General features: G+C 40.5%; 17 protein-coding genes. 4 read left to right on the top strand and 13 right to left on the bottom strand.

The features are described from left to right. Positions 1-40: 40 nt before the first annotated feature. The 10 genes from AKA01nite_RS01530 to AKA01nite_RS01485 all read right to left on the bottom strand — a co-directional run bounded on the left by AKA01nite_RS01530 (position 41) and on the right by AKA01nite_RS01485 (position 7,406). The gene (locus AKA01nite_RS01530) at positions 41-739 is read right to left on the bottom strand and encodes an MnhB domain-containing protein (RefSeq protein ID WP_246116958.1); all 699 of its coding nucleotides are present in this window, start codon (positions 737-739) and stop codon (positions 41-43) included. Next, positions 723-1,286: a Na(+)/H(+) antiporter subunit B gene (locus tag AKA01nite_RS01525; RefSeq protein ID WP_146923103.1), complete on the bottom strand. Its 564-nt coding sequence runs from the start codon at positions 1,284-1,286 to the stop codon at positions 723-725. Before AKA01nite_RS01525 ends, AKA01nite_RS01530 begins: the two co-directional genes overlap by 17 nt. 5 nt (positions 1,287-1,291) lie before the next feature. After that, positions 1,292-1,597 carry a monovalent cation/H(+) antiporter subunit G gene (mnhG, locus tag AKA01nite_RS01520; protein ID WP_186805051.1) on the bottom strand — a complete coding sequence of 102 codons (306 nt, stop codon included), beginning with the start codon at positions 1,595-1,597 and terminating at the stop codon, positions 1,292-1,294. Next, positions 1,597-1,857, bottom strand: a complete 261-nt coding sequence (locus AKA01nite_RS01515; RefSeq protein ID WP_146923102.1) for an MrpF/PhaF family protein — start codon at positions 1,855-1,857, stop codon at positions 1,597-1,599. The genes mnhG and AKA01nite_RS01515 overlap by 1 nt, the downstream gene beginning before the upstream one ends. Before the next feature lie 33 nt (positions 1,858-1,890). Then, a complete protein-coding gene (locus AKA01nite_RS01510; RefSeq protein ID WP_186805050.1) occupies positions 1,891-2,421 on the bottom strand; it encodes a Na+/H+ antiporter subunit E in 531 nt (176 codons plus the stop codon). Positions 2,422-2,533: 112 nt separating this feature from the next. Continuing rightward, a complete protein-coding gene (locus AKA01nite_RS01505) occupies positions 2,534-3,481 on the bottom strand; it encodes an RluA family pseudouridine synthase (protein ID WP_146923098.1) in 948 nt (315 codons plus the stop codon). Between the two features lie 167 nt (positions 3,482-3,648). Next, a complete protein-coding gene (locus AKA01nite_RS01500) occupies positions 3,649-4,920 on the bottom strand; it encodes a YcjF family protein (RefSeq protein ID WP_146923096.1) in 1,272 nt (423 codons plus the stop codon). A 561-nt stretch (positions 4,921-5,481) separates the two neighbouring features. After that, entirely contained in the window at positions 5,482-6,198 is a 717-nt protein-coding gene (locus tag AKA01nite_RS01495) for a DUF1510 family protein (RefSeq protein ID WP_146923095.1), read from the bottom strand. Between the two features lie 134 nt (positions 6,199-6,332). Next, positions 6,333-6,935 carry an ECF transporter S component gene (locus AKA01nite_RS01490; RefSeq protein WP_307722972.1) on the bottom strand — a complete coding sequence of 201 codons (603 nt, stop codon included), beginning with the start codon at positions 6,933-6,935 and terminating at the stop codon, positions 6,333-6,335. Positions 6,936-6,971: 36 nt separating this feature from the next. Next, positions 6,972-7,406: a MarR family winged helix-turn-helix transcriptional regulator gene (locus AKA01nite_RS01485; RefSeq protein ID WP_146923093.1), complete on the bottom strand. Its 435-nt coding sequence runs from the start codon at positions 7,404-7,406 to the stop codon at positions 6,972-6,974. Positions 7,407-7,551: 145 nt separating this feature from the next. Here AKA01nite_RS01485 and AKA01nite_RS01480 point away from each other — a divergent pair, with 145 nt between their 5' ends. Further along, entirely contained in the window at positions 7,552-9,258 is a 1,707-nt protein-coding gene (locus tag AKA01nite_RS01480; RefSeq protein ID WP_146923091.1) for an NFACT RNA binding domain-containing protein, read from the top strand. A gap of 109 nt (positions 9,259-9,367) precedes the next feature. Here AKA01nite_RS01480 and pyrR read toward each other — a convergent pair whose 3' ends face one another. From pyrR to lspA, 3 genes are read right to left on the bottom strand one after another with little or no spacing between them, the layout of a single operon-like run. Further along, on the bottom strand, positions 9,368-9,913 hold the full coding sequence (gene pyrR / locus AKA01nite_RS01475) for a bifunctional pyr operon transcriptional regulator/uracil phosphoribosyltransferase PyrR (RefSeq protein WP_146923089.1): 546 nt from the start codon (positions 9,911-9,913) through the stop codon (positions 9,368-9,370). A 21-nt stretch (positions 9,914-9,934) separates the two neighbouring features. Continuing rightward, complete coding sequence (locus AKA01nite_RS01470; RefSeq protein ID WP_146923087.1) at positions 9,935-10,840, bottom strand: RluA family pseudouridine synthase; 906 nt, start codon at positions 10,838-10,840, stop codon at positions 9,935-9,937. Then, on the bottom strand, positions 10,841-11,317 hold the full coding sequence (lspA, locus tag AKA01nite_RS01465; protein ID WP_146923085.1) for a signal peptidase II: 477 nt from the start codon (positions 11,315-11,317) through the stop codon (positions 10,841-10,843). 240 nt (positions 11,318-11,557) lie between these two features. Here lspA and AKA01nite_RS01460 point away from each other — a divergent pair, with 240 nt between their 5' ends. Genes AKA01nite_RS01460 through AKA01nite_RS01450 form a run of 3 tightly spaced genes read left to right on the top strand, consistent with a single transcriptional unit; the run spans position 11,558 to position 14,342 of the window. Then, positions 11,558-12,202, top strand: a complete 645-nt coding sequence (locus tag AKA01nite_RS01460; RefSeq protein WP_146923083.1) for a YkyA family protein — start codon at positions 11,558-11,560, stop codon at positions 12,200-12,202. Positions 12,203-12,214: 12 nt separating this feature from the next. Continuing rightward, positions 12,215-13,123, top strand: coding sequence for a polysaccharide deacetylase family protein (locus tag AKA01nite_RS01455; RefSeq protein ID WP_146923081.1), 909 nt, complete (start codon positions 12,215-12,217; stop codon positions 13,121-13,123). Next, positions 13,116-14,342: a putative glycoside hydrolase gene (locus AKA01nite_RS01450; RefSeq protein ID WP_146923079.1), complete on the top strand. Its 1,227-nt coding sequence runs from the start codon at positions 13,116-13,118 to the stop codon at positions 14,340-14,342. Before AKA01nite_RS01455 ends, AKA01nite_RS01450 begins: the two co-directional genes overlap by 8 nt. Positions 14,343-14,471: the final 129 nt, after the last annotated feature.

Here is a 14,471-nt window from a genome sequence, read left to right as displayed (position 1 = left end):
GGTCAACTGTTTCGTTAATCCAAGGCAATATTCTCCCGCGCTACCGCCCTTCGTAAAAAACAAAGCGGTAAAAAATGATGCTCAGACCTGAAAAAACTTTCAGACCGATCAGAACATTCATAAAAATCATGTAGGTTTGTCGCGATATCAGTGAATAAAAGGGTTCTATTTTCATAAATATATAAAACACCGGAGCCGCAACAATTGCCAGAAACAGCAGCTTTTCAAAATTTTCCAGTTTCACCAAATCCAAGTCAGAGTTTGGCCAAACCAGATAGCGGGAAATCAGTGCAGTAGCCAAAATAACACCGCCTTGAAAACCGCCGCCTGGAGAGATATGTCCGTTAAAAATGGTGTATAAACCAATCAGCAGAACGAAAGGATAAATCGCACCTACCATGCGGATCACGATTTCAGAATTATCTTTACGATTAAAGAGTTCCTTGTCCATCGAGTACTGTCTGACATCTTTTTGCGCCCACGAAACGTTGATGACTTCCATGACTGAAACCAAGAGCATTAAGGCTTCAAATAAAGTATCAAAGACGCGATAGTCTAAATAGATTGCCGCAACGGCGTTTTGGGCACCTGTTTCTTTTAAAAATCCGGCGGTAAAATAATCCATCAGAGGTTTCCCAAGTTTTTCGGAATGATTTAAAAAATGAAACAGGACAAGGATCATACTCACAGCAATAAAGAGTACGCGGATGACATTGATTGCTTTATTCGTCTCCTTCACTTTTACCCACCTCATCCATATATATGACGCGTATATCCTTGATGTCTTTAATGACTTTGTCCATATTGGCTACAATGTCCAGAAATACGCGATCTGATTTATTGCCATATAAATACGTCAAGTTCCCTTTTCGATGAATATAGAAATCATGATTGTCTTCTCGCATGATTTTGTCGATGGGATGGTTCGTATACGCCAGCTGCGGCTCAAAACCTTCTGTCCGTTCCAGGAACTTTTCAAGTGGGCGTACGACATTTGACATGATTTCACTGATGCTTTCATCGTTGAATACTTCTACATCCTCATTTACATAGCAGATATCATAAATCGAGAATTTTTTGGTTGCGACTAAGTACATGACCGTTGAAATACCCACGCCGATAGCTGCCTCAGCCAAAGCCACATCTGGTGCATTATAGTTTAGATAAGTCAGCGTCATGATAAGTGAAAAGATCCCCAAGTAAATGACTGAGCGTTTAATGTTATCTGAAAAAACAGCATAGGAGGCGAAGACGAGTAAGCCGGTCAGAAGAAAGGTCTGAAACATAACAGTCACCGCTCCTTTTTGATTCGATAGCCGCTGATATGTGCCGACCGCGTGATTGCATGCGTAGCGATCGGGTTGGTGATCATATAAAGAGCAACGATCAACACTATTTTCCCACTGAAAAAATCCAAGCCGTGCTTAATTATGAAACCGACCATGATCGTTAAAAACCCTACAGTGTCGACTTTGGAAGTGATCAGGATTCGGGAAAAATAGTCGTTGAACCTGTAAATCCCTAGGACTCCAAGCGTCATGAAAACCAGTCCTATAATGATTATAATGTTCCCAGCTAGAGTAATCCATTGACTCATCAGATATCCCCCCTTCTTTCAACAAAGCGGGAGAGCATGATCGTACTGATAAAACCGAGCACGCCATAAATGAGGGCAATATCGAGAAAGAAGGTCCGTTCATTTATAGTCCCTATGATGACGGCTGTCACGATGACTTTGGAAGAAAAAACAGCAAAGCCAAGCATACGATCATATATCGTGGGTCCGATAAGTACCCTGCCTAATTCGAACACAGACAGTAATGCTACAATGATCAGAACGATCTCATCAAAATTCATTTGTTTTCCTCCTGTTTTTTCATAGCCTTGACTTTATGCTTTTCTATTGGCGCTTTTTTCATAGCGTAAAAGAACCTTCTCCAATTTATAAGGGATCACATCTCTCGCGTTTTCATCTTCAGCGGGTGGATTCAATGCGAGAACTTGAAGTCGACTGCCTTTTTTATCAACGGTAACCGTGCCGGGGGTCAACGTGATGGAATTTGCCAAAATATTGACCAGCAACTCATCTGTCAGTTTTGTTTCACAGGTTATGATTTGTACGTCAGCTTTTCCTGATAAAATGTGTGGGATCACACTGAAACCGGAGACCCATATCCCTTTAAACAGTCGCAAGCCATATTCAAGAAAAGTTATCAGTCCTATGATGTATTTTCTTTGATAGTTTTCTTCAAGCAAGAAGCGATTTGTGAAAAACACAACTGTTATAGAAACAAATAACCCAGTTAGAAAAGCCCTTAGAGAAAACTGTTCAACCAGCAAAACCCAGATAAAGACTAACAAAAGAATGATGCCTATGTTATTTTTTAAACCCTGTCCAATGGAACGGATATAAGTTGCCACACTCTCACGCCTCTCTATAGGTCTAGACTCACTGGAATGATTTCTTAAAGACAACTATTGAATCAGTTTATCTTTTTTACGGATAGTTAAGCAGCATGATTTTAACTGGTCATTACTTCACTCGTTTTAAAAATGAACCGGGTACTTCAGAGGTATAACGTACGAGTTTATTGGTACCTGGATGAACCAGAACCAGCGTCGTTGCATGGAGACCCAGCCGCTTGATCGGGTTAGTTTCAGCTCCATACAGCTTATCGCCGGCGATCGGATGACCTATATCTTTAAGATGAGCCCTTATTTGATGCTTGCGCCCTGTTTCAAGTTCCATTTCTAAAAGTGAATAATTCTCATTACCTAAAACTTTACGGTAATGTGTCACCGCATGTTTTCCTCCGTTATCTTCCTGGTTAGAATACATTCTGATGCCTTTACTTTCTTTCAACCAAGAAGATAAGCTGCCCTGGTCCTGTGACACACTGCCCTCAGCTAAAGCCGTATAAATGCGTTCTTTTACAGTGTTTTTCCAATCTTTTTGCAAGGCTTGCTGAATGTCTTCCGACTTTGCATAGAGCATGACCCCAGATGTATCTCTGTCCAAGCGATGAACGACAAAGATTTTATTATCCGGATTTTCTTTTTTCACATAGTCACTGAGCTGGTTATACGCTGTCGGTTCAGTGGGATCATCTGCAGCAACAGATAAAAGTCCGGCTTCTTTGTTTATGACGATGATATCACGATCTTCATGCAAAATAGTCAGTCCAGCTAATTCGGAACGTTTTTTAGATTCCTTATTACTTAGCACCCCAACTGTTTGACCTGGTTCAAGAGGATGATTATGTTTGGTGGTTTCCTCTCCATCAACGGTTACTTGTCCGCGAGTCAGGATGGATTTCACAGAATTACGGCTTTTATTGGTAATGACAGAAAGTAAGAAGGGCAACAGTGTTGTTTTTTCTTCGACGTTATAATTAGTGACGCCGCGTTTATTGGGTTGCGTTGTGCTTTTACGACGCTTATTCGTTCTTTTTCTAGATTGATTATGACGGTTTTTTTTCATTTCAGTTCACTCCTAAAGTTATGGATTCTTTTGCATTATAACAGAAAACAGCCAGGAAATATGTAGGGATCTGATTTGGATCAGCCGTAACAAAAACAGAAAGATGTAAGAAACCGCCCTCACGTCTTTCTGTTTATTTAAAGTCAGTAGTAAATTTTAGTTGATTTTTATGGCAAATGTTTTTTTATGAATTTAGTAACAGTTCGCGTCACTTTTTTTGGAAAAGAAACGGACTGCCTGGTTTCATCCTCCAGATCAGTATACGTATTCAGTGCGTCACTCAGAGCTTCATCGCCATCGAATTCCATATCTTTTGTTTTCAATTCCTTACGATTCATTTTTATATTCTTTTTGAATTGCTTACGCATCAGGCGTTCTAGTAGTCCCAAGTCAATGCTTTCGCCATTTTTTTCTTTGGTAGCAATGATGCTCAAGACTTCGATATAACTGAGCGATAAGGCACTCGTAACTATGGAAGCAGTAGTCCCGCTGATAATTCCACCTACGATTGTTCCTACTCCGGGGATGAACTTAAAAGCATTGGCTACGACAGTTTTCCCTATCATAGTTGCTGATCCGGTTCCGCCAACCGCCGCTATGATACTGACGATCGTTGATTTATCCATGGAGATACCAAATATCGCTGTTATATGAGCCAGCAACGTGACCTGCATCGGAACCAGTACGGAAGCGTCTGAAAAAGGAATCGGGGCAAAACCGACGCCGAACGTTGTTGCAACATATCGGGCAGCCCAGCGTCTAGCAGCTTTAGCTTTACGTTCAATATCTGCCTGCTGGGCGTTATTAAAAGCTTCCCGGCTCTCCTTTGGGATCAGTTGCAGTGTTTTTTCAATCAATTGCTTTAAGCCAAAGCGTGGGATAACATAATCATCTGAGATTTCATAAGGCTCAGACATGACATTTTGCACAGCCGCCACGGGTAAGTTCATATCTTCCAAGTATCTATTGAAATCATCCGCGGGTTTGCCGATCGATTGCGTCAGCACAAGAATGACTGGGAGTATTTCAGAAATATTTTTGATCAATTCGATCTCAACATCTTCAATACGCGAAGAATTCGCCTGGATACAATAATAAACCGCATGGATCGCTTCTTTCGAGTGTTTCTTTTCTTCTACAAGGTCAAAGATTTCCTTCATCACCTGTTTTTGCACTTTCTGATGCAGTTCAAGGCCTCTTGTGTCATATAAAACGATCGGAACGCCTTCTTTGCTGATACGACGAAGATGTTTGGTGACCGGTTTACCAATACCCGTATCCGCTAACTTTTCACGAAAAACATTATTAATGAGTGTACTTTTACCAACACCCGTTTTTCCTGCAATCAGTATGTTGACTGGACTCATTTTTTCAATTTCCGATTCAGTTTTCTCTAAAATCTCCTGGATCATATTGTATTTACTGTTTGGCTGTTTCATCGTCACCCTCCTCGATTATTTAATACCAGTTTACCATGAAAGAACTGATTTGACGAAAGAGAACAGTCTCTATCGCTCAGTAATTTAGATATTTCAACAGGGGTTTTGACAGTTTGATAGATAGGATCTGCCTTGGGGAAAGAACAAGCCGAAATGCGTAAAGTTCGGCTTGTTCCAGTTGGAGATCGTAATCATAATGTCAAAGTTTGCTTACTTCGGACGATTCAAGAGAGCCTTGTCATTTTTATGAGCCGAAGATTGATTAACTTCGGACGGTTCAAGAGAGCCTTGTCATTTTTATGAGCCGAAGTTTGCTTACTTCGGACGATTCAAGAGAGCCTTGTCATTTATATGAGCCGAAGATCATAAAAAAAGTCAGCACTGATCAAAAAGAACGAACGCCGGTCGCCAAAAAAGCCTTCTAAGAGAACTAAGTTATTAAACCAAAAAAAAGGATAACAAAATGAGCGAGCTCATTTTGTTCCTTTCAGTAAAAAACTTCTAAAGAAAGCTCCAGTATAACTGGTTTCTTTAGAAGCTCAGGTAATATCAAGTTAAGGTTTATCGGTATTCTGAAGGGATGCCGTCCAGTTCCTCAGCAGCGGTAACGTGCCACTTTCCTTCGCCACGTTGCAAGTATACACGGTAGACAGTCGTTTGGTTACTGTCTGAAACCACTGTGAATGCCCGGCCGGGACCATTGTTTCCAACCCACCAGGTAATCATGCTCCCCTGATCGATCCCACTTACGGCGCTGGCATTCTGAGCGATAGCGTTACGGTCTCCGGAACCATTTCCAAAGTCGATCGTATAACTTTCGTTGAGTGGTGCATTTTCATCGATCTCTGAGTCAGACATCTCTTGTTCATCTGCATTTTCTGTATCATTAGAGTCTTGAGAAGAGTCACCTGTGTCGCTTTCTTCTGCCGATTCATTCTGTTCATTATTCTCTTCTTCGGACGTTTCCTCAGAGTTTTGTACGGATTCTTTTTCGTTTGCAACGGACTCTTCAGAATCATTAGTCGCCTCTTGGTCGGGATCATTTTCAGTATCCGGTTCGTCACCGCTGCCTTGCTCTGCTTCAGTTATAACTTCGGGCTCAGGTGTCGCATTTTGATCCTCAGTCACATCACTATTGCTCTGGCTTGCAAAGATAAATACAACTAGCCCCCCTAAAATGACCAGTAATACAGCTATAACGATGTAATATATCTTTTCTGTTTTAACATTATTTTTATTATTGTTTTGTTTGTTATTGTCTAAGCGTGATCTTTTCATGATAACTTCCTTTCCTCCTGCCTATATCAACTCTTTTAGAAGTGTATCATACTATAACTTATTTAGTGAGTATTTAAGATAACAATGTGGCGACATTCTTTGCGCCAGTGTTACTATCAGATTGTTCTGGTGGATTATTTTTGAGATGTGATTTTTCTCAGCGGTATAGTAACAAGAGGAGCAATGATGCCTGCTGCAATGGCCTCTGCCACACCGTTGGTTCCTACTATAACTGCAAGTGCCCCCGCCAGATTGCTGATGTCGACATCTATTGCCTGGGCGTATGGTTCACCGTAAAAAAGATAAATGAATAAAAGAACAAAAATTGTATTCATGAACGATCCGACAACTGAAGCGCCTACTAGTGTCAACTTGTCTCGGTTAGAAAAGACACGCTTGAAGAAAGCGTAACCCCAGCCGGTGAAAAGACCGATCAGTATACGAGGAAGCAGGGCTATCATCGGGTTCGTCCAAAGCATTAAATCCAGAGGGGTTGCCGGCATTGTATAGGCACGTATCATACGCGTTATGCCCCATATCCCTCCGATGATCATTCCGTCGGTCGTGCTCATTGTCAAAGTCGCAACGATCACGGTTATGTGAATGATCGTTGGATTAAGCGGTGGTATGGGGATGTTGCCTAAAAATGGCACAAAATTCTGTATCAGTATAATCGCCGTTAAGATACCCAGCAAGGCTATTCGGCGTGATTTTGATTTTTTTCGGTTCAATGACATAACGTTACTCCTTTTTGAAGCTCTATTATAAATAAATCAATTCATACGATTATTCATGCTGCGGTTCAATCGGCCAAGTAGCACTGTCAGCATATGCGCCTCTTCTTCTGTCCAGCCGGAAACGATACTTTTAAATTTTTCTTCCAATTTCAGCTGATAGTTGCTGTATACCTTATTAGCTTGATCATTCAACTTGAAGTAGACAAACCGTTTGTCGGTACCCGTTGTTTTCGTCACTAATTCTTTGCGAACCAGTGCATTCATCTGGCGGCTGACGGTTGATTTATCCAACCGACTTTTCTTTGTGATTTCCTTTAGAGTCATCTCTTCTTCTCCAATGAACTCTATAAGATTGATTGTCGAGTGAGATAAACCCAATTCGTGCATTAAATGATCGGTCAGGTATTTATAATGTTGATTTAATTCAGTTACTTTGTCCAGCAGTTGTATCGCATTCTTTACATTTTCCATGATACCCCTCTTTCTTCTCTGTCTATTTGTATACGTCAACTATAGCATGCTGCCGATCCTTCGGCAATAAGAAGTTGAGAGTTGGAACGGGTATTCATTTAATGCTATACTGATATAGAGTTTTTATAGATAGGAGTGATACGAAATGTCTTTTGACGGCCTTTTTGTTCACGGTTTAAGAGATGAATTAGCCGATGAACTGATTGGTGGACGCATTTCAAAAATCCACCAGCCATATGACAATGAAGTGATTTTAAAAATAAGAGCCAACCGTAAAAACAAGTCACTGTTATTATCTGCCCACCCCCAATACGCGCGGGTTCAGCTGACTGAGATCCCTTATGATAATCCCGCACAGCCTCCCAACTATTGTATGGTGCTCCGTAAGTATTTGGATGGTGCAATCATCGAGTCGATCGAGCAGACAGAAAACGATCGTGTCCTGACATTCACCTTTAATAAACGTAATGAGCTGGGAGATACCGAATACCTTTCTCTCATCATTGAAATCATGGGACGACACAGTAATGTTTTGCTTGTGAACACAGAAAATAATAAACTGATCGATACGATCCGTCATGTTCCTGCAAGTCAGAATTCATATCGAACCTTGCTTCCGGGTTTCGATTATGTGGAAGCACCCAGTCAAGACAAAAAAAATCCATTCGATTATGAGGGATCTTTTCCTGTAGTGGATCTTGTTTTCAAAGAAAAAGTTAAATGGATCCAGCAGACTTTCCAGGGGTTTGGTAAAGACTCTGCGGAAGAACTGGCTTACCGGTTGAATAACAACACTGACGATGCACCAAAAGTTATTTTTCAGCATTTTATGGCTCCTTTTAAGACAAAAGACTTGGAACCTACATTAACAAAGCAGAATCAGAAGGAATTCTTTTCTCCTGTTCCTTATCAGTCTTTAGACGGTGAAAGACTGACGTTTGAATCTTTAAGCCAATTGATGGATCGTTACTATCAAAATAAAGCTGAAAGAGACCGTGTCCACCAGCAGTCTAATGATTTAAGCCATTTAGTTAAGAATCTGTACCAGAAAAATAAAAAGAAAATTCAGAAATTAAAAAAAGAACTGGCCCAAACAGAAAAAGCAGACGACTATAAAGTTAAAGGAGAAGTCTTGACGGCCTACCTTCACGAAGTCGAACAAGGTGATACGTCGGTCACGCTTCCCAATTTCTACGAGGAAGAAGCACCTTTAACGATCGAACTGGATCCAAAAAAATCACCAGCTGAAAACGCCCAGTACTATTTCTCACGTTATCAGAAACTTAAAAATGCAAAAAGTCATTTAACTAAGCAGCTGAAAAGTACACGTCATGAGTTGAATTACTTTGATTCAGTCCTGACGCAGTTATCTATCGCCAGCACGTCGGATGTTGAAGACATTCGGGAAGAACTGCGATCCGAGAATTACTTGAAAAAGAAAAAAAGTAAAAAAGATCGAAATAAAAAGAATAAAAAATCTAAACCGGAAGTATTCGTTTCATCTGACGGTACACGCATTCTAGTAGGTAAAAACAATACACAAAATGATGAGCTGACCTTGAAAAGAGCTCATAAAAAACACTGGTGGGCACATGCTAAAGACATCCCGGGATCACATGTCATCATTGAAGATATGGATCCGACAGAAACAACGATTGAAGAAGCGTGTTTACTAGCAGCATATTATAGTAAATACCGGCTGTCTTCTTCCGTTCCAGTAGATGTTGTTCAAGTCAAACATATAAAAAAACCGAATGGAGCAAAACCCGGCTTTGTTATTTATGAAGGACAATCAACGTATTACGTGACGCCTAGTGATGAAAAAGTACGTGAACTCAAACCGACCACATGAATTATAAAAGCTGTGAGTTGGAGTATACGTCCATGCATATGAGGTAACAGAATAAGCATAAAAACAGAAAGGATGCAAATGAGTTTATACTTCTCACTTGCATCCTTTTTTAGTTTGCCTTGATTATTTCCACTGCATCCCTGCCGTCACATTCTGTCATGGACACTTTTACACGTTCTTTTTTTGAAGTAGGAATGTTTTTTCCGACAAAATCTGCTTTGATCGGAATTTCTCTGTGTCCCCTGTCAGTCAAAGAGGCCACCATGATCTTTTCTGGACGCCCCAAATCGATCACAGCGTCCATGGCCGCACGAATCGTACGTCCGGTGAAGATAACGTCATCCACTAATATGACGACTTTCCCTTGCACATCCACTGGAAAATCCTGTCCCTTTACTTCAGGTTCCTCTCTGTCATCATTAAAGTGCCGGTCATCACGATACAATGTGATATCAAGTTCTCCCACCGGTACGTGTGCCCCTTCTATTTCTTGAATTTTTTCCGCTAGACGACGGGCAATGAATACACCACGTGTCTTGATCCCAGCAAGTAATAAATCTTCTGTTCCTTTATTGCGTTCGATAATTTCATAGGACATGCGCGTCAATGCCCGGCCAAGTGCTTTATCATCCAGTATAGAAACAACGTTTGACATCAGCTATTCTCCTCTCGTTATTTATCGTCTTCTTACCCAGTCGAGTGTTTCCTGAAACTCCTCAGGTAAGTCAGCTTGAAATGTTAAGTGTTCACCCGTACGAGGATGGTCAAAGCTTAAAGAAGCGGCATGAAGAAACTGCCCGTTCCCTTTCAATGTTTTTCGTGGTCCATAAAGTGGATCCCCTGCCATACGGTAGCCAATATATTCCAAATGCACTCTGATCTGGTGCGTACGACCTGTCTCTAAATTCAAGCGCAGCAATGTGTATTCACTGAATCGTTCAATCACTTCAAAATGCGTCACAGAAGGTTTTCCTTCTTCGATCACAGTGAACTTTTTACGGTTTTTGGGATCTCTTCCAATGGGTGCATCGATCGTTCCTTTGTCATTTTCGATAACGCCATGAACAAGAGCGATATATTCACGTCCAGCAGTTTTATTCTGTAATTGTTCCGCCAGTTTTTCATGGGCTAAGTCATTTTTTGCCACCATCAATAAGCCTGAGGTATCTTTATCGATACGGTGCACGATACCTGGTCTGATTTTTCCGTTGATCCCAGACAAATCTTTGACATGATAAAGCAGCGCATTGACAAGTGTCCCGCTTGGGTGACCCAGTGATGGGTGAACAACCATTCCAGATGGTTTGTCAATAACCACAACATCTGAATCTTCATAAACAATTGTGATAGCGATATCTTCCGGCTGGGCATCTATTTCTTCTGCCTCTTTGATTGTTGCATGAATGGTATCGCCTGGTTGAATTTTATAATTAGCTTTAGCCACTTCATTGTTAACAGTGACGAGGCCTTCTTTAATCCAGCTCTGCACTTGACTGCGCGAATGTTCATTTAAAGCACTACTTAAGTATTTATCCAGTCGTCCCTTTTCATCAGTTATCTGAAACTGTTCTGTTTTATCCATTTACTTCATTCCAACTTTCTTTTGTTTGTGTTCTTTCCACTCATCATAAAACAAGTAAAGAATCATGAAAATTACGCCTACTGACAATGACATGTCTGCCACATTAAAGATTGGAAAATCAATGAATTCCAGACGGATCATATCAACAACATAATTAAGGAATAGACGGTCGATAAAATTGCCGATCGCTCCCCCTAGTATGAGACTAAGGGCGAAAGCGAAAGCCTTATCGTTTTTCCCCTGGGTCTGCATATAATAAATGATCACTCCGATGACGATTACCGTGACAATATAAAAGAAAACCATCTGTCCTTCCAAGATGCTCCACGCAGCTCCTGTATTCCTGAAATAGGTGAAGGATAAAATAGAAGGGATAGCTTCTACAGTCCCATGCAGAGGAATATTTTCAAGTGTTAGATACTTGGTCAATTGATCGATTAAAACAACAACAAGCGATATAATGTAATAGATTAGCATAATAAACTCCTTTTCTGAATGGACCTCTCTGTTATTGTACAATATTTTTCGGTTAAAACCTACCTTGATTTATATTGACCGAGCACAAAAGCAACTTGTAATGACGCTTTTATACAAAATTATTATCTTTTAAATGCTTTCATACAAAGTTGTGTGTTTTAATAGTGATAAATATTTGCTATACTCTACTAGATACTTTAAATTGTAACTATACGATCAAACTTAAAGGGAGTTTATATAATGACAAATAAAAGGTGGGCACTTCTTTCACTGACAGCAATACCTCTTTTTTTAGCTGGCTGTGATTCAGAAAATTTAGAAGGTATGCAGGAAGCAACAAATGAAATTGAACGTATTTCCGATGAAACAGTGACAGAGTTGAACAAATTATCGGAAACAGAGACTGATTTGCAGGCTCAGTTCAGTGAAACACTTGAGACAGATGAAGAGTTAAAAACATTGAAAGATGAATCCTCACCTGTTTTTGAAAACATTACTGCACGTGAAGACCTATTGAACGATCTTCAAAGTGTACAAGAAGATTTCCAAGCTCAGCAGGATATACTGACTTCTTATGAAGGAGAGCTTCTAGACCCCAGCGAAATAAAAGAATTAAATGACGCTGTGGATACCTTCGAATCAGATCTTGTGAATTATACCGAATCTTATAAGGATTCTTTGGCTTCTGAGAGAGAATTTTTTGCTGAAATCTCAAATGACGATGCAACTTACGAAGACTTTGTCAATGGGATCAAGTCACTCAATGAGGAACGCGAAAGTTTAAGCGACCCACTCATGACCCTTGATGAGGATCTTGTCACCATGGATGAACGACTATCGACATTACAGTCATCTATCGAAACAGAACTAACTGAAAATGAATAAGGAGAATAACTAATGAAAAAAATACTTTTTTCTACCCTATTGTCATCTTCCCTTCTTTTAGCAGCCTGTAGTGCTGAAGAAAGTCAAGGAACCATTGAAATCGAAGATACAGAATCAACTCAACAAGACTCTGCTGACATTGAAGGTTCAGCTGAAAATACTGAAGATACTGAAGAGTCAACTGAGGAAACAGAGGGAGATGCTGAAGATACGACCGATGAGGAATCAGAAGATGAAGTCTCAGAAGCACCTGAGCGCTTATACAAAGTAACGGATAATCTTGCTTATATAAGTGTGATCGATGGTAAAGAAGCCAATAAAAATGTAGCTCTTTTAACTTATGATGATGCCCCTGACAAGCACGCCCTGGAAATTGCCAATATCCTTGTTGAAAAAGATGCTCCGGCTATTTTCTTTGTAAACGGCATGTATCTGGAAAGCGATGAAGGTAAAGAAGCACTTAAAGAAATTTATGATATGGGCTTTACTATTGGTAACCATACACAAACCCATGCAAGCCTGCAGTCGATTTCTGAAGAAAAGCAAAAAGAGGAAATCATGCGAACGAGCGAATTGGTTGAAGAAATTACTGGGACACCGCCTCGTTTCTTCCGTGCACCTTTCGGACAAAATACTGACTATTCCAAACAGCTGGTCAAAGAAGAAGGCATGTCTTTAATGAATTGGACATACGGATATGACTGGGAGCCTGAATATCAAGATGCGGCTGCGTTGACTGATATTATGCTGAATACAGAATTGCTGGTCCCCGGCTCTAACTTGCTTATGCATGACCGAACCTGGACAACTGAAGCCACTCCTGCAATCATTGATGGCTTAAGAGAAAAAGATTATGAACTGCTTGATCCAGAATTGATTCAATCTGTAGACAGCGAAAGTGAGGAGCAAGTAAATGAGTAAATTATTAAAAAAAACACTGTTTGGTTCCGCTGCGGTTTTAACATTAAGCGGCCTCATGAACACATCCGTTCACGCCGAGGAATCAGAAGAAGAGTCCGAAACAACTTATCTCACACTCAATAATGAGCCCTTACTTAAAGTGCCTGATGAATTCCCCAGCCAGTTCAAGTATGACAGTGGCGTAAATATCGACTACCCTGAAGATGGTGTCAAAGGTGTTTTCGTAACAGCCAATTCTGCTGGCGGCGCTCGCATGGAACCTCTGATCCAGCTGCTAAATGATACAGAGCTGAACTCGATGGTTATCGATGTTAAAGACGATACTGGTTTTATTACCATGCCGTTTGAATCTGATAATGACATGATCAATGCGAACATGAAAAACTGGGTCGATTCAAAAGAATTGATGGCTCATCTTGAAGAGAATGATATTTATCCGATAGCACGTATCGTGGTGTTTAAAGACACACTACTGGCAAAAGAACGTCCTGACCTTTCATTTAAAAATCCAGACGGTTCTGTATGGACGAACCGTGCTGGCCATGGCTTTGTTAATCCCTTCTTGAAAGAAGTCTGGGACTATAATATAGAGGTAGCAAAACAAGCCGCAATGATGGGATTCAAGGATATCCAATTCGACTACGTCCGTTTTGCTGAAGGTTTTGAATTACGCGACGACGAATTACAATACTCTTTAGGAGAATATGAAAACAGCGATTTAAATAGTGTCAAAAAACGTGTCGAAGCAGTTACTGACTTTGTTGAATATGCACATCAGGAACTCCAGCCTTTTGATGTCGACTTATCTGTAGACATTTTTGGTTATTCAGCTACTATTGAAGAAACACCCGGCATCGGACAGAACTTCTCACGTATTTCTGAAAACGTCGATGTTATTTCTTCTATGATCTACCCTAGTCACTGGGGTCCTGGTTCACTTGGCATAGCTAAACCGGATTTGGAACCGTATAACGTCGTTTCCAACTATATGGAATATGAAAACGAAGTACTAGATAAATTGGGTGATGATGCGCCTATCTCTCGTCCATGGATTCAGGACTTTACCGCTTCTTATCTGGGTTCTGGCTGGTATAAAAACTATGGTGCCAAGGAAGTCAGCGAACAAGTCCGTGCACTTAATGATCACGGAGTCAATGAATTCCTTCTATGGGATGCTGCCAACACCTACTCTGAAGGTGCTCAATACAGCTTTGACTAATATCAGTTGCTGGTAAATCATTATAATGAAAAAGCTGGGACTCTCAGTCTCAGCTTTTTTTGCCTAAGTATCGGTGCATTTTTATATATAATTCATCTACTACTCGTTTTATACATGTAGAAATCAAGA

The organism is Alkalibacterium kapii (genome assembly GCF_007988865.1).
Taxonomy (GTDB): Bacteria; Bacillota; Bacilli; order Lactobacillales; family Carnobacteriaceae_A; genus Alkalibacterium; species Alkalibacterium kapii.
The sequence above is the reverse complement of the archived record's forward strand: the minus strand, read 5'-3'. Positions and strand labels throughout refer to the sequence as shown.